Consider the following 23,431-nt stretch of genomic DNA (forward strand, 5'->3'; position numbering starts at 1 on the left):
CGCATGAGCACACCGCGGGACCTGTTGATCGTCACCCTGGACGTGCCGGCCGCGCGCCCCGTCGAGCAGGGCGACCTGTCGCTCGCGCTCGCCGGGGCCGAGCTGGCCGATCTGCTGGCGGGCGGGCACGTCGTCCTCGACGGCGAGCGCATCGTGCCGGGTGCGCGGCCGGCCACGGGCGACCCGCTGCTGGACGAGGCGGGGGCGGCGCTGGTCCGCCTGGCTCCCTACGAGACGGTGGAGGAGTGGCTGTGGCGGCGGGGCCGCGGGCTGGCCGAGGCGTACGTCTCCGGTCTCGACGCCGAGGGGCTGTTCACCGGCCGGCGCCACCGCTGGATGCCCCGGCGCGCCGCCCGGCGGGAGCCGGCCGACTCGCCCGCCCGGCGCGCGGCGGCAGACCGCTGGGCGGCCCGCGAGCCGGTGCTGGTCTCGCTGGCCGCGGCGGTGGGTGTCGGGGCGGAGCCGGGCGAGGAGGTCGACCAGCCGGACGACGACGCCCTGGTGACCGTGGTCGCCGCCGTCAACGACGCGGTGACGGAGCTGGAGGCCGTGCGGCAGCGCCGGCGGATCGAGGACGCGGCCTTCGACAACATCTGGCGGGCACCGTGACGGACGCGGCCGTGGCCGCGTGCGCCGTGACGCCCGGGCCTTAGCCGCGTGCACCGTCCGGACCCGGCACGCCGCCGCCCCCGGACAGCGCCCCGCGCCGCCGCCCCCGACCGGCGCCCCGCGGGCGCGACCCGTGACCTGCCCGCCCGCGGCCCGCGCCCGGACGGTGGCCCGCGTGCCCACCTGTGGTCCGCATGCCGGCCGGTGACCCGCGCGCCCGACCCGTAGCCCGCATGCCCGGCCCGTGCCCGCATGCCCGGCCCGTGGCCCGCGCGCCAGACCTGTGGCCCGCGGGCGCGACCCGTGACCCGCGCGTGGCCTGTGGCCCGCGGGCCCGCAGGGGCGGACGGCCGCCCGGCCGCCGTGTGCGGGCGGCCGTCCGCGCCGGGGCGCGCGGGCGACGGCCCACCGCCGTACGTGAACGGACGCCTGCCGGCGCCGGGCGGCCGTCGGCGGCAGGCCGCGGCAGGCGGGCGCCTGTTGGCGCCGGGTGGTCGCGGGCTGCCGACCGGCCCGTGCGCGGGCGGACCTCCGCGCCGGGGCCCGCGGGCGGCCGTCCCCGCCATACCTGAACGGACGCCTGCCGACGCCGGGCGGCCGTCGGCGGCAGGCCGCGGCAGGCGGGCGCCGGCGGACGTCGGGCCGGGCGCACGCGGACGGCCGCCCACCGCCGCGCACGGGCGGACGCCCGCCGACGCCCGGCGGGCGCGGACGGTTGGCGACGGCGGGCGGGTGCGCGCGGACGGCGGGCCAGGCGCGCGCGGACGCGGCCGCCCGCCGGCGCCGGGCGGCCGTCGGCGGCAGGCGGGCGCGAGCGGGCGCCGGGTGGCCGTCGGCGGCAGGCCGCGGCAGGCGGGCGCGGGCGGACGTCGGGCCGGGCGCACGCGGACGGCGGCCGCCCGCCGGCGCCGGGCGGCCGTCGGCGGCAGGCGGGCGCGAGCGGGCGGACGCCCGCCGACGCCGGGCGGACGCGTGTCCGCGGTGGTGGGTCGGCTACTTCGCCGGTGCCACGCCCGCGCGCAGCAGGCCGTAGGTGTACGCGTCCTCCAGGGCCTGCCAGGAGGCGGCGATCACGTTCTCGGCGACGCCGACCGTGGACCACTCGCCCGTGCCGTCCGAGGTGGAGATCAGGACCCGGGTGGTGGACTGGGTGCCGTGCTTGCCCTCCAGGATGCGGACCTTGTAGTCGACCAGCTCCAGCGCGGCCAGCTCGGGGTAGATCCGCTCCAGGGCCACCCGCAGGGCGCGGTCGAGGGCGTTGACGGGGCCGTTGCCCTCGGCGGTGGCCACGATGCGCTCGCTCTTGGCCCACAGCTTGACCGTGGCCTCGTTGGCGTGGGTGCCGTCGGGCCGGTCCTCGACGATGGCCCGCCAGGACTCCACCTCGAAGTACTTCAGCGGCCGGCCCTCGGCCTCCGCCCGCAGCAGCAGTTCGAAGCTCGCGTCGGCCGCCTCGTAGGTGTAGCCCTGGAGTTCGCGCTCCTTGACGCGCTCGACCACCCGGCCGACGAGCTCCCGGTCCCCGCCGAGGTCGATGCCCAGTTCCTTGCCCTTGAGCTCGACCGAGGCGCGGCCCGCCATGTCGGAGACCAGCATCCGCATGGTGTTGCCGACCAGCTCGGGGTCGATGTGCTGGTACAGGTCCGGGTCCACCTTGATGGCGGAGGCGTGCAGTCCGGCCTTGTGGGCGAAGGCGGACACGCCCACGTAGGGCTGGTGGGTGGAGGGGGTGAGGTTGACCACCTCGGCGATGGCGTGGGAGATGCGGGTCATCTCGCGCAGCCGTCCCTCGGGGAGCACCTTCTTGCCGTACTTCAGTTCCAGGGCCGCGACCACCGGGAAGAGGTTGGCGTTGCCGACGCGCTCGCCGTAGCCGTTGGCGGTGCACTGCACATGGGTGGCGCCGGCGTCGACGGCGGCCAGGGTGTTGGCGACCGCGCAGCCGGTGTCGTCCTGGGCGTGGATGCCGAGCCGGGCGCCGGTGTCCGCGAGGACCGTGGCGACCACCGCGTGCACCTGCGCGGGCAGCATGCCGCCGTTGGTGTCGCACAGGATCACCACCTCGGCGCCGGCCTCCGCGGCGGCCCGTACGACGGCCTTGGCGTACTCGGGGTTGGCGCGGTAGCCGTCGAAGAAGTGCTCGCAGTCGACGAACACCCGCCGGCCCTCGCAGCGCAGATGGGAGACGGTGTCCCGGACCATCTCCAGGTTCTCCTCCAGCGTGGTGCGCAGCGCCAGCTCCACATGCCGGTCGTGCGCCTTGGCGACCAGGGTGATCACCTCGGCGCCGGAGTCCAGCAGCGCCCTGACCTGGGGGTCGTCGGCCGCCTTGGCACCGGCCCGGCGGGTGGCGCCGAAGGCGACCAGCCGGGCGTGCCGGAAGTCGATCTCCTGTCGCGCGCGGGCGAAGAACTCGGTGTCCCGCGGGTTGGCCCCCGGCCAGCCGCCCTCGATGAAGCCCACGCCGAAGTCGTCCAGGTGCCGGGCGATGGCCAGCTTGTCGGCAACGGTGAGGTTGATGCCCTCGCGCTGGGCCCCGTCGCGCAGGGTGGTGTCGAAGACGTGGAAGGAATCGGCCGGCTGGCTGGTTTCGGTCATGGTCTCAGGACTCCTGTTGGTGAATCTCGGTCTTACCGGAATGACCGGCTCCACCGTCCCCCCATCATCCCTCGCGCTTCGGCTCCCGGCTGAAGGTGGGCCAGGAAAGCGAAAGACCCCTCGCGGGTGCGAGAGGTCTGCGCGCGGGTCGAGGACACGGTGGCCGCCCGTACCTGGTCGTACGTGGCGGTCACTGCGGACCGGCGCGCCTGCTGCCCATAATCATGGCGAACGAGAGCACGGGGGCAGTCTGGCACAAACCGCTCCCCGCCCTCCCCGCCGTCTCAGGATGCGAACGCCGGCCTGGACGTCCGGCCGGCCGGACGGCGGCCGGGGCGGGCGGTCAGGCGTCCGCGGGGTCCGTCCCGGGGGCGAGCGCGTCGTCGAGGAAGTCGCGCACATGGCCGAGCACCTGGGCGCGGCCGGTGCCGCGCAGCCCGATGGCGACATGGATGGAGAAGCCGTCGAGCAGGGCGCGCAGCCGGGCGGCGAAGCGGTCGGGGTCCACGGGCCGGAACTCGCCGCGCGAGACGCCCTCGGCGATCAGGGCGACCAGGTCGCGGTGCCAGGCGCCCTCGATCGCGGCCTGCCGGTCGCGGGCGTCGTCGCCGGCGTTCTGCGAGCGGTTCCACACCTCCAGCCACAGCGTCCAGTGCGGGTCGCGGTGGCCGTGCGGGACGTACAGGCCGACGTAGGCGTCGAGGCGCTCGCGGGCGGTGCCGCCGCGGGTGAGCAGCCGCGCCCGCTCGGCGCCGAGCCGGCTCTCGCTCCACTCCAGGGTGCGCAGCAGCAGTTCGTCCTTGGAGCCGAAGTAGTACAGCAGATGGCCGCTGCTCATCCCGACCGCGCGGCCGAGCGCCGCCATGGTGAGCTTCTCCAGACCGCGCTCGGCGATCATCTCCATGGCGGTGGCGAGGACGTCCTCGCGCGGCGGGGCGGGGGTCCGGCGGCGGGACGAGGAGGTCGCGCTCATGCCGGGACCGTCCGTACGGCGCCGGGCAGGAAGTGGGTCTCGTACGGCCCCGAGCAGTCGGCGAACAGCGTCGCCACCCGCGCCCCCCACCCCGGGCACAGCTCGGGCGGCACGGGGAGCGGACGCGGCGGATCGCTGAGACGGCGGCCGCGGGCCGCGCAGACCAGGACGTTCACGCGTCTGTTCTACCCGACCCCGGCCGTCACCGGGTCCTCGGCTGCTGCTGCGTGACGCAGTGGATGCCGCCTCCGCCCGCGAAGATCGCGCGGGCGTCCACCGGGATCACCGTCCGCTCGGGGAACAGCCGGCGGAAGATGCGGGCGGCGTTCTCGTCGCGCGGGTCGTCGAAGGCGCACAGGACGACGCCGCCGTTGCACAGGTAGTGGTTGATGTAGGAGTAGTCGGCCCAGTGGCCGTCGGCCTCCAGGGCGGTGGGGGCGGCGACCTCCACGACCTCCAGGCGGCGGCCGCGGGCGTCGGTGGCCGACCTGAGGATGCCGATCACCTCCTTGGTCACCTCGTGGTCGGGGTGGGCCGGGTCCGGCTGGTGGTGGGCGACGACCAGGCCGGGGCGGGCGAAGGCGGCGACGATGTCGACGTGCCCGAGGGTGCCGTAGCCGTGCGGGGGGTAGTCGCCGGTCAGGCCCCGGGGCAGCCAGATGGCCTTGCGGGTGCCGAGGTGGGCGTGGATCTCCGCCTCGACCCGCTCCCGCGTCCAGTGCGGATTGCGCTCGGGGCCGAGCTGGACCGTCTCGGTCAGCAGCACCGTGCCCTCGCCGTCGACGTGGAGGGCGCCGCCCTCGTTGACCAGCTTCGAGGCGTACGTCCTCGCCCCGGCGAGGTCGGACACCTGGGCGGCGATCTTCGCGTCGTGCTCCCAGCGGGCCCAGTGCTGGGCGCCCCAGCCATTGAACGTCCAGTCCACCGCGGCCAGTTCACCGGCGTCGTTGGTCAGGAAGGTGGGCCCGATGTCGCGCATCCAGGCGTCGTCGAGGTCGCGCTCGACGGTGTCCACGCCGGGGCCGAGCAGGGCCCGGGCGCCGGCCGACTGGCCGGGTCCGCACACCACCGTCACCGGTTCGAAGCGGCGGACGGCGCGGGCGACCGCCGCCCACGCGGCCCGGGAGGCGGCCAGCTCACCGGGGGTGCCGAAGGTCGGGTTGGGGCCCGGCCACGCCATCCAGGTGCGCTCGTGCGGCGCCCACTCGGCGGGCATGCGGAAGCCGTCGGCGGCGGGGGTGGTCATCTCGCGGGTCCTCACAGGAAGTACAGGCGGTTCAGGGAGACCGAGTCGGCGGGCTCGGAGCGGACGGGTTCGCCGTCCAGGGTGACCAGGCCGGTGCGCCCGTCGACGTCGACCGATCCGGTGCGGGAGTTCAGCAGCAGGTCGGCCGGGCCGATACCGCGGGTGTCCCGGACGGCGACCCGGCGCCGGCGCGTGGGCAGCGTGTCGTGGCCCTGGTCCAGGGCGGCGCCCGCGACGAAGGCCACGGACAGGTCGGCGGGCGTGGCGCCGTGCGCGCCGAACTGGGGTCCCAGCACGAGGGGTTCGCAGGTGTCGGTGGCCGCGTTGGGGTCGCCGGTGACGCCATAGGCGGGGAAGCCCGCCTTGAGCACGAGCTGCGGTTTGGCGCCGAAGTACTCCGGCCGCCACAGCACGATGTCGGCGAGCCTGCCCGCCTGGAGGGAGCCGACCTCGTGAGCGATGCCGTGCGCGATGGCCGGGTTGACGGTCAGCTTCGCGATGTAGCGCAGCACGCGCGCGTTGTCGTCGTCCGGGCCGTCGCCGTCCAGCGGGCCGAGTTCGGCCTTCATCTTGCCGGCCATGGCGAAGGTGCGGCGCACGGTCTCACCGGCCCGGCCCATGCCCTGGGCGTCGGAGGAGGTGATGCCGATCGCGCCCAGGTCGTGCAGGACGTCCTCGGCGCCCATGGTCCCGGCCCGGATGCGGTCGCGGGCCAGGGCGGCGTCGCCCGGCAGGTCGGTCTTGAGGTCGTGGACGGAGACGATCATGCCGTAGTGCTCGGCGACCGCGTCCCGGCCGAAGGGCAGCGTGGGGTTGGTGGAGGAGCCGATGACGTTCGGGACCCCGGCCATCCTCAGCACGTTGGGCACGTGCCCGCCGCCGCAGCCCTCGATGTGGAAGGCGTGGATCGTACGGCCCTCCAGGACGCGCAGGGTGTCCTCGACCGACAGGCACTCGTTCAGCCCGTCGCTGTGCAGGGCCACCTGGACGTCGTGCTCCTCGGCCACGCGCAGCGCGGTGTCCAGGGCGCGGGTGTGGGCTCCCATGTCCTCGTGCACCTTGAAGCCGCAGGCGCCGCCCTCGGCCAGCGCCTCGACCAGCGGCGCGGGGTGCGAGGAGGAACCCCGGCCCAGGAAGCCGATGTTGACCGGCCAGGCGTCGAACGCGCCGAAGGCGTGCCGCAGCGCCCAGGGGGAGTTGACGCCGACGCCCCACACCGGCCCGAACTCCTGGCCGATGACCGTGGTCACCCCGGAGGCGAGCGAGGCCTCCATGATGCGCGGCGACAGCAGGTGGACGTGGGGGTCCACGGCGCCCGCGGTGGCGATCAGCCCCTCGCCCGACACGATGGACGTGCCGGTGCCGACCACCACGTCCACGCCCTCGAGGGTGTCGGGGTTGCCGGCCCGCCCGATGGAGTGGATGCGGCCCTCGCGGATGCCGATCGACACCTTGCGGATGCCCTGGACCGCGTCGATCACCACCACGTTGCTGATCACCACGTCGCAGGTCTCGCGGACGGCCGCCGCCTTGAGGTGGAGCCCGTCGCGGGCGGTCTTGCCGAACCCGGCGAGGAACTCGTCGCCGTACTTCTGGGCGTCGGACTCCACCCGGACGACCAGCCCGGAGTCGCCGAGGCGGATCCGGTCGCCGGCGCGGGGGCCGTGGGTGGCGGCGTAGGCGTAGGGGTCGGTGGTCATCGGTCCGCTCCCAGATATCCGCAGGCGGCGGCCCGGCGCAGGGCCTCGTCCCTGGCCCCCGGCGCGTCCAGGGGCCCGTCGACCAGGCCGGCGAAGCCGACGGCGACGCGCTCGCCGCCGATCGGGACGAGGCCCACCTCGGCGCTCTCCCCCGGCCCGAAGCGCACGGACGACCCGGCCGGCACGGCCAGGCGCATGCCGTACGCCCGTGATCTCGGGAAGTCGAGGCGGGGGTTGGCCTCGAAGAAGTGGAAGTGGGAGGTGACCGAGACCGGCACGGCCGCGGTGTTGGTGACGGTGATCCGCACGGCCGCCTCCGGCTCGGCGTGCCCGGGTCCGGGCAGCAGCGCGCCCGGGGCGCGGTCGCCCAGCGAGCCGCCCGCGACGGGGTCGCGGACGACGGCGAGCCGTGAGCCGTCGTCGAAGACCGCCTCGACGTGCACCTCGGTGACCACGTCCGCGACGCCCGGCAGCACGTCGTCCGGGCCGAGGACCGACCGGGCCCGCTCGATCGCCTCGGCCAGCCGGGCGCCGTCGCGCGCCGCCTCGCACACGGTGTCGGCGATCAGGGCGGTGGCCTCGGGCACATTGAGCCGCAGACCGCGCGCCCTGCGGGCGCGGGCCAGTTCGGCGGCCGTGAAGAGCAGCAACCGGTCACGCTCGGTGGGGGTCAGTCGCACGCCGGGCCACCTCCTTCCTTCCAGGCATTAGAGCAGCACTCTAACGCCATCCATCCGGAAGGAGAAGGTCGAACGGAGGTCGGCCCGTTACCGGTGCCATGGATCGCGCGGACACTTTTGAGCGCCGCACTAAACATGTCGGCCGCGGCGGAGCACCGTTGGCGATCGTCCGCCAGTAGGCGCAGCGGCCGCAGGCCCGGCGGCCGTTCCCCGCCCCTGCGGTTCGGAGGGCGGGGAATCTGCCGGGGCCGTGCGGCCGGGAAAGGCGGGTGCGCCGGGCGGTGCGGCCCAAAGGCCGGGGGCCGGGGCCCGGTGGGCCGGGAGGCCGGGAGGCCGGAGGCCGGGAGGCCGGGAGGCCGGGAGGCCGGGAGGCCGGAGGCCGGGAGCCGGAGGCCGGAGGCCGGGAGCCGGAGGCCGGGAGCCGGAGGCCGGGAGCCGGAGGCCGGGAGCCGGAGGCCGGGAGGCCGGGAGCCGGAGGCCGGGAGGCCGGGCGCCCGGGGGCCGGGGGCCGGGCGCCCGGGGGCCGGGGCCCGGTGGGCCCGGAGGCCGGCGGGCCGGGCGCTCAGATTAGGCCAGGACGTGCATCCAGCCGTGCTTGTCCTCGGTGATGCCCCGCTGGATGTCCAGCAGGGCCTGGCGCAGCCGGAGGGTGACCTCGCCGGGCTCGCCGCCGGACTGCTGCCACTCGGCGCCCGCGCGCTTGACGGTGCCCACCGGGGTGATCACGGCGGCCGTGCCGCAGGCGAAGACCTCGGTCAGGGTGCCGTTCTCGGAGTCGCGCTGCCACTGGTCGATGGAGACGCGGGCCTCCTCGGCCTCGTAGCCGAGGTCGCGGGCGACGGTCAGCAGGGAGTCACGGGTGACGCCCTCGAGGATGGAGCCGGTGAGGGTGGGGGTGACGATCTTGTTCCCGTAGACGAAGTACAGGTTCATGCCGCCGAGTTCCTCGACCCACTTGTGCTCCACGGCGTCGAGGTAGCAGACCTGGTCGCAGCCCTGGGCCGCGGCCTCGGCCTGGGCCAGCAGGGAGGCCGCGTAGTTGCCGCCGGTCTTGGCGTCGCCCATGCCGCCGGGGACGGCGCGGACGCGGTCCTCGGAGGCCCAGATGGAGACGGGCTTGACGCCGCCGGGGAAGTACGCCCCCGCCGGCGAGGCGATCACGAGGAACAGGTACTCGTTGGCCGGCTTGACGCCCAGGCCGACCTCGGTGGCGATCATGAACGGGCGCAGGTAGAGGGACTCCTCGCCGCCGTGCGCCGGCACCCATGCCTTGTCCTGCTGGACCAGGACGTCGCAGGCCTCGATGAAGGTCTCCACGGGCAGCTCGGGCATGGCGAGCCGGCGGGCGGAGGCCTGGAAGCGCAGGGCGTTCTTCTCGGGGCGGAAGGTGGCGACCGAGCCGTCGGGGCGGCGGTAGGCCTTCAGGCCCTCGAAGATCTCCTGGGCGTAGTGCAGGACGGTGGTGGCCGGGTCGAGCGAGATCGGCGCGTACGGAACGAGCTGTCCGTCGTGCCAGCCCCGGCCTTCCGTCCACCTGATGGTCACCATGTGGTCGGTGAAGTGGCGGCCGAACCCGGGATGGGCCAGGATCGCCTCGCGCTCCGCGTCGGAGAGCGGGTGGGCCGAGGGCTTGAGCTCGATCGTGGGCGTCGTCATGAGTGCGTGTCCTTCACCGTGTCGTAGTGACGGGCCGCGCTCACTCCCGCACGGCTCATGGCCGGTGCTGGGACGTCCGAGCATTCCCTCATGTCGCGGCTCCGCGTTCGATTATCGCGCGGGGGCGGCGGCGGAAGAAAACGGGGTGAATGCGGCCCAGGGGTTGATGGTGGCACCCGGCGCCGCATACGGAAAGCCGCCGGGTGCGGATGCGACCCGACGGCTCCGTCAGTTCTGTGCCAGAGGCGAGGAGCCCGGGTCACCCGGGGTCCTCGGGACTCCGGGCGGTCAGCCGGCTACTCGTACGGCGAGCGCGTCACCGATCTCGGAGGTGCTGCGCGCGGGCAGCGCGCCGCGCTCCGCGAGATCGGCGGAGACGGCGTCCTCGACCCGGGCCGCCTCGGTGTCGTAGCCGAGGTGGCGCAGGAGCAGCGCGACGGACAGGACCGTGGCGGTGGGGTCGGCCTTGCCCTGCCCGGCGATGTCCGGTGCCGAGCCGTGCACCGGCTCGAACATGGACGGGTACTCGCGGGCGGGGTTGATGTTGCCGGAGGCCGCGACGCCGATGCCGCCGGAGACGGCCGCGGCGAGGTCGGTGATGATGTCGCCGAAGAGGTTGTCGGTGACGATGACGTCGAAGCGCTCGGGCTGGGTGACCAGGTAGATGGTGGCCGCGTCGACGTGGATGTACTCGGTGGTGACCTCGGGGTACTCCGCGGCCACCTTGTTGAAGATGTTCGTCCACAGGTGACCGGCGAAGGTCAGCACGTTGTTCTTGTGGACGAGGGTGAGCTTCCTGCGCGGGCGGGCCTGGGCGCGGGCGAAGGCGTCGCGCACGACGCGCTCGACACCGAAGGCCGTGTTGACGGAGACCTCGGTGGCGACCTCGTGCTCGGTGCCCTTGCGGATGGTGCCGCCGTTGCCCGTGTAGGGGCCCTCGGTGCCCTCACGGACCACGACGAAGTCGATCTGCGGCTCACCGGCCAGCGGGGTGGCCACGCCCGGCAGGAGCTTGGAGGGCCGCAGGTTGACGTGGTGGTCGAAGGCGAAGCGGAGCTTGAGCAGGAAGCCGCGCTCCAGGACGCCGGAGGGCACGGACGGGTCGCCGATCGCGCCGAGCAGGATCGCGTCGTGCTGCTTCAGCTGCTCCAGGTCGGCGTCGGTGAGCGTCTCACCCGTGGCGTGGTAGCGCCGGGCGCCGAAGTCGTACTCCTTCGTCTCCAGCTTGACGTCCTGCGGGAGGACGGCGGTCAGGACCTTGAGGCCCTCGGCCACGACTTCCTGGCCGATGCCGTCACCGGGGATCACTGCGAGATCGATGCTGCGAGACATGCCGGCACCCTACTCCTCGTCCCAGGTGATGACACGGACCGTCCGCCATGCGGACATCGGACGGCGGGGGCGGTGGGGGCGGTGGGGGCTCAGTGGCCCGTCTCGCCGCCGTTGTCACGGCGGTCGAGGGCGCGCTGAAGGGCGGCGGCGGCGTTCCTGCGGTCGGAATCGCTCGTACGGGAGATGTGGCGGACTCGGCGGCGGACGGTCGTCTCGGCCATGGGGAATCGACTCCTTCGAGAACAGCGCGGAGTGCGGCAAGGGGAATGCGAGACGCCGGATCGGCGGGGAGCGTGCCGCAGGGGTGTCCTGCACGGGGCCCGGCTCACGACCGCCATTCGCTTGATCGAGCGAGAACGTTCGGCTCCTACCAAACTAGGCGAGGAGTCCGCGTCTGTCTGCACAATTACTCGGACTTCCTACTATCTGAGACGGCGAAGTGGCCCACTCCCGCCTGACCTGCTCTTTTCTCCGGTACGGCGGGTCCGCCGCCGGAGGCCGGGAACGCGCCCGGCCCGGACAGCCACCGCGGAAGGGGCTCAGCCCATGTGCGGGTAGGTGTAGTCGGTCGGCGGGACCAGGGTCTCCTTGATGGCCCGGGTCAGGGTCCAGCGCATCAGGTTCTGCGGGGCGCCGGCCTTGTCGTTGGTGCCGGAGGAGCGGCCGCCGCCGAAGGGCTGCTGGCCGACCACGGCGCCGGTCGACTTGTCGTTGATGTAGAAGTTGCCGGCCGCGTAGCGCAGCTTCTCCATCGTGTACGCCGCGGCGGCGCGGTCGTTGGCGATGACGGAACCGGTCAGCGCGTAGTCGGAGACCGACTCCATCTGGGTCAGCATCTCGTCGTACTTGTCGTCCTCGTAGACGTACACCGCGAGGATCGGGCCGAAGTACTCGGTGGTGAAGACCTCGTTCTCCGGGTCGGTGCACTCGATGACCGTCGGGCGGACGAAGTACCCGACCGAGTCGTCGTAGGTGCCGCCCGCGACGATGGTGCAGGACGGGTCCTCCTTGGCCCGGTCGATCGCCGCCTTGTTCTTGGCGAAGGACCGCGCGTCGATGACGGCGCCGAGGAAGTTCGACAGGTCGGTGACGTCACCCATGGTCAGCCCGTCCACCTCGGCGGCGAACTCCTCCTTGAAACCGGAGTTCCACAGGGACGCCGGGATGTACGCCCGGGAGGTGGCCGAGCACTTCTGGCCCTGGTACTCGAAGGCGCCGCGGGTCAGCGCGGTCTTCAGCACCGCGCGGTCGGCGCTCGGGTGGGCGACCACGAAGTCCTTGCCGCCGGTCTCGCCGACCAGACGCGGGTAGGAGCGGTACTTCTCGATGTTGTTGCCGACCGTCTTCCACAGGTACTGGAAGGTCTTGGTCGAGCCGGTGAAGTGGATGCCGGCCAGGTCCCGGTGGTTCAGGGCGACCTCGGAGACCTCCAGGCCGTCACCGGTGAGCAGGTTGATGACGCCCTTGGGCAGGCCCGCCTCCTCCAGCAGCCTCATCAGCAGCACGGCCGCGTGGGTCTGGGTCGGGGACGGCTTCCAGATCACCACGTTGCCCATGAGGGCGGGCGCGGTGGGCAGGTTGGCCGCGATCGCGGAGAAGTTGAACGGCGTGATCGCGTAGACGAAGCCCTCCAGCGGGCGGTGGTCCAGGCGGTTCCACACGCCCGGGGAGTTGGCCGGGGGCTGCTCGGCCAGGATCTGCCGGGCGTAGTGGACGTTGAAGCGCCAGAAGTCCACCAGCTCGCAGGGGGTGTCGATCTCGGCCTGCTGGGCGGTCTTGGACTGGCCCAGCATGGTCGACGCGGCGATCGTCTCGCGCCAGGGGCCGGCCAGCAGCTCGGCCGCGCGCAGGATGATCGCGGCGCGGTCGTCGAACGCCATCGCGCGCCAGGCCGGGGCGGCCGCGAGCGCGGCGTCGATGGCGTCCTGGGCGTCCGCCTTCGTGGCGTTGCGGTACGTGCCGAGGACGGCCTTGTGGTTGTGCGGCTGGACGACCTCGAAGGACTCGCCACCGCCCATGCGCTTCTCGCCGCCGATGGTGCAGGGCAGGTCGATCGGGTTCTCGGCCAGCTCCTTGAGCCTGGCCTCCAGACGGGCACGCTCGGGCGAGCCGGGGGCGTAGCCGTGCACCGGCTCGTTGACGGGGGTGGGGACCTGGGTCACAGCGTCCATGGGTTCCGTAACTCCTTGACTTGAGCGGTGTTGCGGGCGGGGCGGGGCCGGGCTCAGCCCTTGCCGAGCATCGAGCGGACGAAGAAGCGCAGGTTCGCCGGCTTCTCCGCCAGACGGCGCATGAAGTAGCCGTACCAGTCGGTGCCGTAGGCGGTGTAGACGCGCATGCGGTGGCCCTCGGCGGCCAGCCGCAGGTGCTCGTCGCTGCGGATGCCGTACAGCATCTGGAACTCGTACTCGTCCATCTTGCGCCCGGCGGTGCGGGCCAGCTCCTGTGCGATGGAGATCAGCCGCGGGTCGTGGGTGGCGACCATCGGGTACCCCTCGCCCTCCATGAGAGTGCGCAGGATGCGGACGTACGCCTTGTCGATCTCGTGCCGGTTCTGGTACGCGACGTCGGCGGGCTCCTTGTAGGCGCCCTTGACCAGGCGCACCCGGCTGCCGCTGGCGGCGAGGCGGCGGGCGTCGGCCTCGGTGCGGAAGAGGTAGGCCTGGATGACGCAGCCGGTGCCGGGGAAGTCCTTCCGCAGCTCCTCGTGGATGGCGAACATCGAGTCGAGGGTGGTGTGGTCCTCCGCGTCCAGGGTGACCGTGGTGCCGATGGCGGCGGCGGCCTCGGCCACCGGGCGGACGTTGGCGAGCGCCAGCTCGTGGCCGCCGGGCAGCGCCTGGCCGAACATCGACAGCTTGACGGACATCTCGACCTTCGGACCGAGCTCAAGCCCCTTGATCCGGTCGATCAGCAGCAGATAGGCGTCGCGCGCGGCGGCGGCCTGCTCCTCGGTGGTGATGTCCTCGCCGACCACGTCCATGGTCAGCTCCAGGCCCTTGCCGGTCAGCTCCTCGATGATGGGGACGACGTCGTCCACGCTCTCACCGGGAATGAAGCGGTCGACGACCTGCTTGGTCACCGGGGCGGCCGAGACCAGGCGTCGCATCCGGTCGCTGCGCGACGCGGCGAGAATCACGGGACCCAGCACGGGGCACCTCCACAAGCGAACAGGGCCGGAACCCGCCCATCGGGCACGGCACGGGGAACCACCGTGAACGTTAGGTTCCCTCCCGGTCGCGGGCCATCGACAGCTGTCACGCATCAGTGCACTGGATCTCAGACAGCTGTATGAAGCCCTGTGGAAGATGCGGGACAATGCCCGGGTGACGCCGGACTACAAGGGTGACTACCAGGAGCTGGTCGACGAGATCTCCGAGCTGCTCGGCGCACCGGCGACGCTGGAGAACCGCGACTTCGAGCTGATCGCCTTCGGCGCCTACGACAGCGAGGGCGACCTGGACCCCTCGGCCCTGGACCCGGTGCGCACCCGCTCCATCCTCACCCGCCGCTCCACCGCCGCGGTCCGGCACTGGTTCGAGGGCTTCGGCATCACCCGGGCGACCGGTCCGGTGCGCATCCCGGCCAGCACGGAGGCGGGCGTGTACCGGGGCCGGATCTGCCTGCCGGTACGCCATCGGGGTGTCGTCCTCGGCTACGTCTGGCTGCTGGACTACGAGCCCGGTCCCACCGAGCGGCAACTGGCCGCCGCCATGCGGGTGACCGCGCGCATCGGCGCCCTGCTCGCGGACGAGGTGCAGCACGGCGCCGATCTCACCCGCGAGCTGCGCGCGGTGCTGACGGCCGAGCGGGGCTGGGCCCGGGACATGGCGGTCGCGGAGCTGCGTGCGGCCCTCGGGACGCGCGCGGACGGGCCGCACACGCTGGTGTGCGTGGCTCCGTGGCCGACGGCCGGGCCGGACGACGCGCCGTCGGTGCGCACCCTGCCGGGGGCCCGGGCGCTGTGCACGGTGCCGTGGGGCACGACGCAGCAGTGCCTGGCGCTGCTGGTGCGGCTGCGCTCCACGGACACCGCGGCCCCCGCGGTGTCGGCGGCGACCCGGCTGCTGGAACGGGCGGCGGGCACGGCGGCGGGCGGCGGCTCGCCGGACGCGCCCGGGGGCGCGGCGGGCGGGCCGCGCGGCACGACCGGCGGGCCGGGCGCGCCCGGGGGCACGGTGGGCGGGGCCGCGGGCGGGCCGGCGGCCGGCATCGCCGGCGCGCGGACCGGGCTCGCGGAGCTGGGCACGGCCTGGGCTGAGGCGTCCGCCGCCGCCCGGGCCGCGGCGGCGGAACCGCGGCTGGGGCCGGTCGCCGAGTGGGCGTCGATCGGGCCGTTCCGGCTGCTCACCGCGCTGCCGCCGGGAGCCGCCCCGGACCCCGCGGTGCGGGCCCTGCTCACCCCCGCGCACCAGGAACTGGCCCGCACCGCCGAGGTCTACCTCGACCGCGCGGGCCAGGCCGGGCGCACCGCCGCCGAGCTGGGCATCCACCGGCAGACCCTGTACTACCGCCTGTCGCGGGTGGAGCAGCTGACGGGCCTCGACCTGGACGACGGCGAGGACCGCCTCCTGCTGCACATGGCCCTGAAGGCGGCCCGGCTCTAGGCCTCGGTGGTCCCGCCGCCCTCTCGCGGCGCCGGTGTCGCGCCGGTCTCGGGGACCTGGGGGGCCTCGGCAGCCCCCGCCGCGGTGACCCCCGTGATCAGCCGGCGCAGGCCCTCGGTCAGCTGGTCGGCGTCGGTCGCCGTGCCCGGGTCGAACAGCCACTGGACCATGAGTCCCTGGAGCAGGGTCTGGTACAGCCGGCCCTCGGTGTCCACGGTCTCCTTGTCCAGCTCGGCCTCGGGGACGTCGCTGAACAGCGGGATCAGTCCCGAGCGCCCCTCCTCCTGCGCCTCGGCCAGCAGCTTGCGCACCTCCGGCAGCCGGTCGCCCTGGAGGATCAGCTCGAAGCTGAGCAGCCAGACCGCCCGCGACGCGGGCACCGAGTCGATGATGCTCGCCCACACCTCGCGGAACCGCTCGAGCGAGCCGGGCGGCGCCTGCGCCGAGCCGCCGGCCCCCCAGCCGGGCCCGAACCGGTCCCCCATCTCCTCGATCAGCGAGACGTACGCCCGCACCAGCAGGGCGTCCTTCGAGCCGTAGTGGTAGCCGATCGAGGCGAGGTTGGTCCCCGACTCCTTGACGATGTCGCGCGCGGTGGTGCGCACGAACCCCTTCTGCAGCAGGCAGCGCCTCGCGCCCTCGAGCAGGTCCTCACGGTGTCCCATGACGCCACCCTACCCACGATCCATACAGCCGTCCTAGACGGCTGACTTATACATTCGTTCTAGACAAGCGTTTAAGACGCCCGTACAGTCCTCGGCATGACCAACTCGACCCGCACGACACCGACTTCACCCGCGACCCCGCCGCGCGCCGGCCGCCGCGAATGGACCGCCCTCGGCGTGCTGATGCTGCCGCTGCTGCTGGTCTCCATGGACGTCTCGGTGCTGTACTTCGCCATTCCGGCGATCGGCGCCGACCTGGAGCCGAGCGCCACCCAGCAGCTGTGGATCCTCGACATCTACGGGTTCGTCCTGGCCGGGCTGCTGATCACCATGGGCTCGCTGGGCGACCGCGTCGGCCGCCGCCGGCTGCTGCTGTTCGGTGCCGCCGCCTTCGGCGCCGCCTCCCTGACGGCGGCCTACGCCGACAGCGCCGGGACCCTGATCGCCGCCCGCGCGGTCCTCGGCGTCGGCGGCGCCACCCTGATGCCCTCGACGATGGCGCTGGTCCGCACGATGTTCACCGACCCGGCCCAGCGGGCGAAGGCGATCGGCGTCTGGTCGGGCGTGATGACCGGCGGCATCGCGCTCGGCTCGGTGCTGAGCGGCGTCCTGGTGCAGTACTTCTGGTGGGGCTCGGTGTTCCTGGTCAACCTGCCCGCCATGGCGCTGCTGCTGGTGCTCGGCCCGGTCCTGCTGCCCGAGTCCAGGAACCCCGCTCCCGGACGCTTCGACCTGCTCGGCGTCCCGCTGTCCATGGCCGCGGTGCTGCCCGTGGTCTACGGCCTGAAGGAGATCCCCTCCCAGGGCTGGCATCCGCTCTACGTCGTCTCGATCACCGTCGGTCTGCTGTTCACGGCGCTGTTCGTGCACCGGCAGCGCACCGCGGCCGCCCCGATGATCCCGCCGGCGCTGTTCCGCGGCCGGGGCTTCGCCCCCGCGGTGGTGCTGAACCTCGTCTCCGCGTTCGCCATGATGGGCTCGGCCTTCTTCACCACCCAGTACCTGCAGTCGGTGCTCGGCAGGAGCGCGATGGAGGCGGCCCTGTGGTCGCTGCTGCCGTCGGTGCCGATCGGCATGGCGGCGCCGCTGGCGACCGCGCTGGTCCAGCGGGGCGTCGACCGGGCCCATGTGGTCGCCGCGGGCTTCGCGACCGGCGCGGCGGGCTACGGGATGCTGGCCCTCGCGGGCACCGACTCCCTCGGGCTGGTGCTGGCCGCCTGCGGCGTGCTCGCCTCCGGCATCGTGATGGTGATGTCCCAGATGACGGACCTCGCGCTGGGCGCGGCCCCGGTGGAGCAGTCCGGCACGGCGTCCTCGCTTCTGGAGACCGGTGCGGAGTTCGGCGGCGCGCTCGGCATGGCCGTCCTGGGCTCGATCGGTACGGCGGTCTACCGCCACGGCATTCCGGCCGGCGCCCCGGCGCCGGCGCACGAGACCCTCGGCGGCGCGCTCGCGGTGGCCGGCGGGCTTCCGGGGCGCGCGGGAGACGCCCTGGCGACGGCCGCGCGGGAGGCCTTCACCCAGGGGATGCGGGGCGCGGGGGTGGCGGGCGCTGTGGTGCTCTTGCTCGCGGCGGCGGGCGCGGCCGTGACCCTGCGCGGGATCAGGGTGCGGGAGGCGACGGACGCGGAGGCCGCGGACGCCGCGAAGGCCGGGGGCGCCGCGGACGCGGCAGAGGCCACGCGGGTCGCCGAAGCCGCGACCTGAGGGCCTCACCCGGCGACGGCGGACGCCGGACGGACGACCCGGCCGGCCCGCCCCGGGACGGCCGTCCCAGCCCGGCCTCCCGTCCGGCGTGAACGCGCGAACCCCGTTCCAGCGGAACGGGGTTCGGGCTTGCGGGGAACGGGGTTCGGCGCGGTCCGCCCCGGGGACGGCGGTGGCCCGGGGCGGACGGGTGCGTGACTCAGACGAGGTTCACCGAACGGGCGGACGTCGCCCCGATCTCCGCCGCGACCTCCGTCAGGACGCTCTGCGGCACCGTGTCGTCCACCGTGAGGACGGCGAGCGCCTCACCGCCCGCGGCGGCACGCGCGACCTGCATGCCGGCGATGTTGATGCCGGCCTCGCCGATGATGCGGCCCACCGTGCCGACCACGCCCGGACGGTCCTCGTAGCGCAGCACCACCATGTGCTCGGCGAGCGCGAGGTCCACGTCGTAGTCGCCGACGGCCACGATCTTCTGGACGTGCTTGGGGCCGGCCAGGGTGCCGGAGACCGAGACCTCCTCGCCGCCCGCGAGCGTGCCGCGCACGGTGACGACGTTGCGGTGGTCGGCCGACTCGGAGCTGGTGGTGAGGCGGACCTCGACGCCCCGCTCCTGGGCGAACAGCGGCGCGTTGACGTAGGAGACCGTCTCGTCGACGACGTCCTCGAAGACGCCCTTGAGCGCGGACAGCTCCAGCACCTTCACGTCGTGCTGGGTGATCTCGCCGTAGACCTCGACGTCGAGACGGACGGCGACCTCGCCCGCGAGGGCGGTGAAGATGCGGCCGAGGCGCTCGGCGAGCGGCAGTCCGGGCTTGACGTCCTCGGCGATGACACCGCCCTGGACGTTCACCGCGTCCGGGACCAGCTCACCGGCGAGCGCCAGGCGGACCGACTTGGCGACGGCGATGCCGGCCTTCTCCTGGGCCTCGTCCGTCGAGGCGCCCAGGTGCGGGGTGCAGACGACCTGGTCGAACTCGAACAGCGGGGAGTCCGTGCAGGGCTCCTTGGCGTACACGTCCAGGCCGGCGCCGGCGACCCGGCCCTCCTTGAGCGCCGAGTACAGCGCCTCCTCGTCGACGATGCCGCCGCGCGCGGCGTTGACGATGCGCACGCCGGGCTTGACCTTGCGCAGCGCCTCGTCGCCGATCAGGCCCAGGGTCTCCGGGGTCTTGGGCAGGTGGACGGTGATGAAGTCGGAGACCTCCAGCAGCTCGTCCAGGGTCAGCACCTTCACGCCCATCTGCGCGGCCCGCGCCGGCTGCACATAGGGGTCGTAGGCGACGACCTTCATGCCGAAGGCGGACATGCGCTGGGCGACGAGCGCGCCGATGCGGCCGAGGCCGACCACGCCGAGGGTCTTCTCCGCCAGCTCCACGCCCGTGTACTTGCTGCGCTTCCACTCGCCGTTCTTCAGCGCGGCGTTGGCCTGCGGGATGTTGCGGGCGGTGGCGAGGATCAGGCCGCAGGCCAGCTCGGCGGCGGTCACGATGTTGGAGGTCGGGGCGTTGACGACCATCACGCCGGCCTTGGTGGCGGCGGAGACGTCGACGTTGTCCAGGCCGACGCCGGCTCGTGCGACGACCTTGAGCCTGTTCGCCGCGGCGATCGCCTCGGCGTCCACCTTGGTGGCCGAGCGGATCAGGATGGCGTCCACGTCGGCGATCGCGGGCAGCAGCTCCGCCCGGTCGGCGCCGTTGCAGTGCCTGATCTCGAAGTCCGGGCCGAGCGCGTCGACGGTCGCGGGCGACAGCTCTTCAGCGATGAGTACGACGGGTTTCGAGCTCACGTGAGTCCTCACAAGTCCAATGCGGACGGCCGTCCCGACGGCCGCTGGCGGAGGGGTGCTAGCCGCGTGGAAGACGCACGACGCTGTGGGCCTGACGCGTTGTTGTGCAGCAGTGTAGTGGCGCAGCGTGCGTCGTATTGCGCCGCTGCGGAAGGATCACCCGTCCGTGGCTGGACGGGTTGGACAACGCCGCGGATCCACCGTCGACTACGACGTTACCCCCGGTTCGCCGAAGGGGCCGGGGCAGTCGTCGCCCCGGCCCCCGGCATGAGGCCTACGCCTCCTCGTTCACCCAGCTCATGAGCTTGCGCAGCTCCTTGCCGGTGGTCTCCAGCAGGTGCTCGGAGTCCTGCTTCTTGTACTCGTTGTACTTCTTCAGACCGCCGTGGTACTCGTCCATCCAGTTGCGGGCGAAGGAGCCGTCCTGGATCTCGGCGAGGACCTTCTTCATCTCCGCCTTGGTGGCGTCGGTGATGATCCGCGGGCCGGTGACGTAGTCGCCCCACTCGGCGGTCTCGGAGATCGACCAGCGCATCTTCTCCAGGCCGCCCTCGTACATGAGGTCGACGATCAGCTTCAGCTCGTGCAGGCACTCGAAGTAGGCGATCTCCGGCTGGTAGCCCGCCTCGGTCAGCGTCTCGAAGCCCGCCTTGACCAGCGCGGCCGTACCGCCGCACAGCACGGCCTGCTCACCGAACAGGTCGGTCTCGGTCTCCTCGGTGAAGGTGGTCTTGATGACGCCGGCGCGGGTGCCGCCGATGGCCTTGGCGTACGACAGCGCCAGCTCGAACGCGCCTCCCGAGGCGTCCTGCTCGACGGCGGCGATGCAGGGGACGCCGCGGCCCTCCTCGTACTGACGGCGCACCAGGTGGCCCGGGCCCTTGGGCGCGACCATGCACACGTCCACGCCGGCCGGGGGCTTGATGAAGCCGAAGCGGATGTTGAAGCCATGGCCGAAGAACAGCGCGTCGCCGTCCTTCAGGTTGCCGGCGATGGACTCCTCGTAGACCTGGGACTGGATCGGGTCCGGCACCAGGATCATGATGACGTCGGCCTCGGCGGCGGCCTGCGACGGCGTCACCACGCGCAGCCCCTGCTCCTCGGCCTTGGCCTTGGACTTGGAGCCCTCGTGCAGACCGACCCGCACGTCGACACCCGAGTCGCGCAGCGACAGGGCGTGGGCGTGGCCCTGGCTGCCGTAGCCGATGACCGCGACCTTGCGGCCCTGGATGATGGACAGGTCGGCGTCAGCGTCGTAGAACAGCTCGGCCACTTTGGGTTCTCTCCTTGTGTGCGGGGTGTGCGTCCCACCGTATGCCGGTGGGGGGACGGGACGTTTCCGGGTCTCGGTATACGGGCGGCCGATGTCACCCGGCCGCCCGAACCGGGCCTCACGCCGAACGGTCGAGGGCGCGCAGCGACCGGTCGGTGATCGAGCGGGCGCCGCGGCCGATGGCGATCGTGCCGGACTGGACCAGCTCCTTGATGCCGTACTGCTCCAGCATCTTGAGCATGGCCGACAGCTTGTCGCTGCTGCCGGTGGCCTCGATGGTGACGGCCTCCGGGGAGACGTCCACGGTCTTGGCGCGGAACAGCTGGACGATCTCCACGATCTGCGAGCGCGTCTCGTTGTCGGCGCGCACCTTCACCAGGACGAGTTCGCGCTGGACGGCCTGCGCGGGATCGAGCTCGACGATCTTCAGCACGTTGACGAGCTTGTTCAGCTGCTTGGTGACCTGCTCCAGCGGCAGGTCCTCCACGCTGACCACGATGGTGATGCGGGAGATGTCGGGGTGCTCGGTGACGCCGACCGCGAGCGAGTCGATGTTGAAGCCGCGGCGGGAGAACAGGGCGGCGATCCGGGCGAGGATGCCGGGTGTGTTCTCGACCAGGACCGAGAGCGTGTGCTTGGTGGACATGACGGTCGTACCTTCCTGAAGTCCTCGGGTGTCCCGGTGTGCTCTCAGTCGTCCTCGTTGTCGCCGAAGTCGGGGCGGACGTCCCGGGCGGCCATGATCTCGTCGTTGGAGGTGCCGGCGGCGACCATCGGCCAGACCATGGCGTCCTCGTGCACGATGAAGTCGACGACGACCGGGCGGTCGTTGACCGAGTTCGCCTCCTCGATGACCTTGTCGAGGTCGTCGGGGGACTCGCAGCGGATGGCGTAGCAGCCCATGGCCTCCGACAGCTTCACGAAGTCGGGGACCCGGGTGCCCCGCGCCTGCGGGTTGACGTCGTCGGGGCCGGAGTGCAGGACGGTGTTGGAGTAGCGCTGGTTGTAGAACAGCGTCTGCCACTGGCGCACCATCCCGAGGGCGCCGTTGTTGATGATGGCGACCTTGATCGGGATGTTGTTCAGGGCGCAGGTGGTGAGCTCCTGGTTGGTCATCTGGAAGCAGCCGTCCCCGTCGATCGCCCAGACGGTGGCGTCCGGGCGGCCGGCCTTGGCGCCCATGGCGGCGGGGACCGCGTAGCCCATGGTTCCGGCGCCGCCGGAGTTCAGCCAGCCGGCGGGCCGTTCGTACTGGATGAAGTGCGCGGCCCACATCTGGTGCTGGCCGACGCCCGCGGCGAAGACCGTCCCCTCGGGGGCGAGCTGTCCGATCCGCTGGATGACCTGCTGCGGGGAGAGCGAGCCGTCCTCCGGCTGGTCGTAGCCGAGCGGGTAGGTGTCGCGCCAGCGGCTGAGGTCCTTCCACCAGGCGCTGTAGTCGCCCTTGTGGCCCTCGGCGTGCTCCTTCTGGACCGCCTGGATGAGGTCGGCCAGCACCTCGCGGGCGTCACCGACGATGGGCACGTCGGCGGCGCGGTTCTTGCCGATCTCGGCCGGGTCGATGTCGGCGTGGACGATCTTGGCGTACGGGGCGAAGCTGTCCAGCTTGCCGGTGACGCGGTCGTCGAAGCGGGCTCCGAGGGCGACGATCAGGTCGGCCTTCTGCAGCGCGGTGACGGCGGTGACCGCACCGTGCATGCCCGGCATTCCCACGTGCAGCGGGTGGCTGTCGGGGAATGCGCCGAGCGCCATCAGGGTGGTGGTGACGGGCGCTCCGGTGAGTTCCGCGAGGACCTTCAGCTCGGCGGTGGCCCGGGCCTTGATCACACCGCCGCCGACGTAGAGGACGGGGCGCTTCGCGGAGGTGATGAGCTTGGCCGCCTCGCGGATCTGCTTGGCGTGCGGCTTGGTGACGGGCCGGTAGCCGGGCAGGTCCATCACGGGCGGCCAGGAGAACGTGGTCCGGGACGTCAGGGCGTCCTTGGCGATGTCGACCAGGACCGGGCCCGGGCGGCCGGTGGAGGCGATGTGGAACGCCTGCGCGATCACCCGGGGGATGTCCTCGGCCTTGGTGACCAGGAAGTTGTGCTTGGTGACCGGCATGGTGATGCCGACGATGTCCGCCTCCTGGAAGGCGTCCGTGCCGATCGAGGAGGAGGCCACCTGGCCGGTGATGGCGACCAGCGGCACCGAGTCCATGTGGGCGTCGGCGATCGGGGTGACCAGGTTGGTGGCGCCGGGGCCCGAGGTGGCCATGCAGACGCCGACCTTGCCGGTGGCCTGCGCGTAGCCGGTGGCCGCGTGTCCGGCGCCCTGCTCGTGACGGACCAGCACGTGGCGCACCCGGCGGGAGTCCATCAGCGGGTCGTAGGCGGGAAGGATCGCACCGCCGGGAATGCCGAATACCGTGTCGGCGCCGACCTCCTCGAGAGAGCGGATGAGGGACTGCGCACCCGTGACGTGCTCGGGAGCGGAGTGGTGTCCTCCGGATCGGGGCCGCGGCTGCGGGTGATGGGCCCCGGTGGCCTGCTCGGTCATCGGCATTCTCTTCTCGATGCTGAGGGTTTTTGCGAGGTTTGTGCGGTGTACGCCTGTT

19 protein-coding genes are annotated in these 23,431 nt (G+C 72.9%); 3 read left to right on the top strand and 16 right to left on the bottom strand.

Going from position 1 to position 23,431, the window contains the following annotated elements:
• Positions 1–3 precede the first annotated feature (3 nt).
• A complete protein-coding gene (locus tag ACI2LW_RS17075; protein ID WP_404731989.1) occupies positions 4–609 on the top strand; it encodes a GPP34 family phosphoprotein in 606 nt (201 codons plus the stop codon).
• 993 nt (positions 610–1,602) lie between these two features.
• Here the strand turns inward: ACI2LW_RS17075 and cimA are convergent.
• From cimA to ACI2LW_RS17130, 11 genes are all read right to left on the bottom strand, one after another.
• Entirely contained in the window at positions 1,603–3,207 is a 1,605-nt protein-coding gene (gene cimA, locus ACI2LW_RS17080) for a citramalate synthase (protein WP_404731990.1), read from the bottom strand.
• 343 nt (positions 3,208–3,550) lie between these two features.
• Complete coding sequence (locus tag ACI2LW_RS17085; RefSeq protein ID WP_404731991.1) at positions 3,551–4,180, bottom strand: TetR/AcrR family transcriptional regulator; 630 nt, start codon at positions 4,178–4,180, stop codon at positions 3,551–3,553.
• Entirely contained in the window at positions 4,177–4,356 is a 180-nt protein-coding gene (locus ACI2LW_RS17090; RefSeq protein WP_404731992.1) for a hypothetical protein, read from the bottom strand. Before ACI2LW_RS17090 ends, ACI2LW_RS17085 begins: the two co-directional genes overlap by 4 nt.
• Positions 4,357–4,382: 26 nt before the next feature.
• Positions 4,383–5,426 carry an agmatine/peptidylarginine deiminase gene (locus tag ACI2LW_RS17095; RefSeq protein WP_404731993.1) on the bottom strand — a complete coding sequence of 348 codons (1,044 nt, stop codon included), beginning with the start codon at positions 5,424–5,426 and terminating at the stop codon, positions 4,383–4,385.
• Positions 5,427–5,437: 11 nt separating this feature from the next.
• Complete coding sequence (locus ACI2LW_RS17100) at positions 5,438–7,126, bottom strand: urease subunit alpha (protein ID WP_404731994.1); 1,689 nt, start codon at positions 7,124–7,126, stop codon at positions 5,438–5,440.
• On the bottom strand, positions 7,123–7,806 hold the full coding sequence (gene ureA / locus ACI2LW_RS17105; protein WP_404731995.1) for an urease subunit gamma: 684 nt from the start codon (positions 7,804–7,806) through the stop codon (positions 7,123–7,125). Before ureA ends, ACI2LW_RS17100 begins: the two co-directional genes overlap by 4 nt.
• A gap of 567 nt (positions 7,807–8,373) precedes the next feature.
• Entirely contained in the window at positions 8,374–9,462 is a 1,089-nt protein-coding gene (locus tag ACI2LW_RS17110; protein ID WP_404731996.1) for a branched-chain amino acid aminotransferase, read from the bottom strand.
• Positions 9,463–9,750: 288 nt separating this feature from the next.
• The gene (locus tag ACI2LW_RS17115) at positions 9,751–10,794 is read right to left on the bottom strand and encodes a 3-isopropylmalate dehydrogenase (protein ID WP_404731997.1); all 1,044 of its coding nucleotides are present in this window, start codon (positions 10,792–10,794) and stop codon (positions 9,751–9,753) included.
• Positions 10,795–10,883: 89 nt separating this feature from the next.
• Positions 10,884–11,015: a hypothetical protein gene (locus tag ACI2LW_RS17120; protein WP_404731998.1), complete on the bottom strand. Its 132-nt coding sequence runs from the start codon at positions 11,013–11,015 to the stop codon at positions 10,884–10,886.
• Between the two features lie 318 nt (positions 11,016–11,333).
• Complete coding sequence (gene pruA, locus ACI2LW_RS17125) at positions 11,334–12,965, bottom strand: L-glutamate gamma-semialdehyde dehydrogenase (protein ID WP_404731999.1); 1,632 nt, start codon at positions 12,963–12,965, stop codon at positions 11,334–11,336.
• Positions 12,966–13,018: 53 nt separating this feature from the next.
• Positions 13,019–13,945: a proline dehydrogenase family protein gene (locus tag ACI2LW_RS17130; protein ID WP_404732000.1), complete on the bottom strand. Its 927-nt coding sequence runs from the start codon at positions 13,943–13,945 to the stop codon at positions 13,019–13,021.
• Between the two features lie 157 nt (positions 13,946–14,102).
• Here ACI2LW_RS17130 and ACI2LW_RS17135 point away from each other — a divergent pair, with 157 nt between their 5' ends.
• The gene (locus ACI2LW_RS17135) at positions 14,103–15,401 is read left to right on the top strand and encodes a PucR family transcriptional regulator (RefSeq protein WP_404732001.1); all 1,299 of its coding nucleotides are present in this window, start codon (positions 14,103–14,105) and stop codon (positions 15,399–15,401) included.
• Here the strand turns inward: ACI2LW_RS17135 and ACI2LW_RS17140 are convergent.
• Positions 15,398–16,066 carry a TetR/AcrR family transcriptional regulator gene (locus ACI2LW_RS17140; protein WP_404732002.1) on the bottom strand — a complete coding sequence of 223 codons (669 nt, stop codon included), beginning with the start codon at positions 16,064–16,066 and terminating at the stop codon, positions 15,398–15,400. The genes ACI2LW_RS17135 and ACI2LW_RS17140 overlap by 4 nt on opposite strands.
• A gap of 96 nt (positions 16,067–16,162) precedes the next feature.
• Between ACI2LW_RS17140 and ACI2LW_RS17145 the strand changes: the two genes are divergently transcribed.
• Positions 16,163–17,773, top strand: coding sequence for an MFS transporter (locus tag ACI2LW_RS17145; protein WP_404732003.1), 1,611 nt, complete (start codon positions 16,163–16,165; stop codon positions 17,771–17,773).
• 199 nt (positions 17,774–17,972) lie between these two features.
• Here the strand turns inward: ACI2LW_RS17145 and serA are convergent, their stop codons facing one another.
• The 4 genes from serA to ACI2LW_RS17165 all read right to left on the bottom strand — a co-directional run bounded on the left by serA (position 17,973) and on the right by ACI2LW_RS17165 (position 23,373).
• Positions 17,973–19,562, bottom strand: coding sequence for a phosphoglycerate dehydrogenase (serA, locus tag ACI2LW_RS17150; RefSeq protein ID WP_404732004.1), 1,590 nt, complete (start codon positions 19,560–19,562; stop codon positions 17,973–17,975).
• Between the two features lie 274 nt (positions 19,563–19,836).
• Complete coding sequence (gene ilvC / locus ACI2LW_RS17155) at positions 19,837–20,835, bottom strand: ketol-acid reductoisomerase (RefSeq protein WP_404732005.1); 999 nt, start codon at positions 20,833–20,835, stop codon at positions 19,837–19,839.
• A 118-nt stretch (positions 20,836–20,953) separates the two neighbouring features.
• On the bottom strand, positions 20,954–21,481 hold the full coding sequence (gene ilvN, locus ACI2LW_RS17160) for an acetolactate synthase small subunit (RefSeq protein WP_404732006.1): 528 nt from the start codon (positions 21,479–21,481) through the stop codon (positions 20,954–20,956).
• Positions 21,482–21,525: 44 nt separating this feature from the next.
• The gene (locus tag ACI2LW_RS17165; protein ID WP_404732007.1) at positions 21,526–23,373 is read right to left on the bottom strand and encodes an acetolactate synthase large subunit; all 1,848 of its coding nucleotides are present in this window, start codon (positions 23,371–23,373) and stop codon (positions 21,526–21,528) included.
• Between the last annotated feature and the right edge of the window lie 58 nt (positions 23,374–23,431).

This window comes from Streptomyces sp. NPDC004065, from assembly GCF_044903565.1.
Lineage (GTDB): Bacteria > Actinomycetota > Actinomycetes > Streptomycetales > Streptomycetaceae > Streptomyces.

Coding starts and splice junctions, on each gene's coding strand:
- ACI2LW_RS17120 (WP_404731998.1), bottom strand. CDS start 11,015: ATGGCCGAGACGACCGTCCGCCGCCGAGTCCGCCACATCTCCCGTACG.
- ACI2LW_RS17110 (WP_404731996.1), bottom strand. CDS start 9,462: ATGACGACGCCCACGATCGAGCTCAAGCCCTCGGCCCACCCGCTCTCC.
- ACI2LW_RS17075 (WP_404731989.1), top strand. CDS start 4: ATGAGCACACCGCGGGACCTGTTGATCGTCACCCTGGACGTGCCGGCC.
- cimA (WP_404731990.1), bottom strand. CDS start 3,207: ATGACCGAAACCAGCCAGCCGGCCGATTCCTTCCACGTCTTCGACACC.
- ACI2LW_RS17135 (WP_404732001.1), top strand. CDS start 14,103: ATGCGGGACAATGCCCGGGTGACGCCGGACTACAAGGGTGACTACCAG.
- pruA (WP_404731999.1), bottom strand. CDS start 12,965: ATGGACGCTGTGACCCAGGTCCCCACCCCCGTCAACGAGCCGGTGCAC.
- ACI2LW_RS17145 (WP_404732003.1), top strand. CDS start 16,163: ATGACCAACTCGACCCGCACGACACCGACTTCACCCGCGACCCCGCCG.
- ACI2LW_RS17100 (WP_404731994.1), bottom strand. CDS start 7,126: ATGACCACCGACCCCTACGCCTACGCCGCCACCCACGGCCCCCGCGCC.
- ilvN (WP_404732006.1), bottom strand. CDS start 21,481: ATGTCCACCAAGCACACGCTCTCGGTCCTGGTCGAGAACACACCCGGC.
- ACI2LW_RS17115 (WP_404731997.1), bottom strand. CDS start 10,794: ATGTCTCGCAGCATCGATCTCGCAGTGATCCCCGGTGACGGCATCGGC.
- ACI2LW_RS17140 (WP_404732002.1), bottom strand. CDS start 16,066: ATGGGACACCGTGAGGACCTGCTCGAGGGCGCGAGGCGCTGCCTGCTG.
- ACI2LW_RS17165 (WP_404732007.1), bottom strand. CDS start 23,373: ATGACCGAGCAGGCCACCGGGGCCCATCACCCGCAGCCGCGGCCCCGA.
- ACI2LW_RS17085 (WP_404731991.1), bottom strand. CDS start 4,180: ATGAGCGCGACCTCCTCGTCCCGCCGCCGGACCCCCGCCCCGCCGCGC.
- ACI2LW_RS17095 (WP_404731993.1), bottom strand. CDS start 5,426: ATGACCACCCCCGCCGCCGACGGCTTCCGCATGCCCGCCGAGTGGGCG.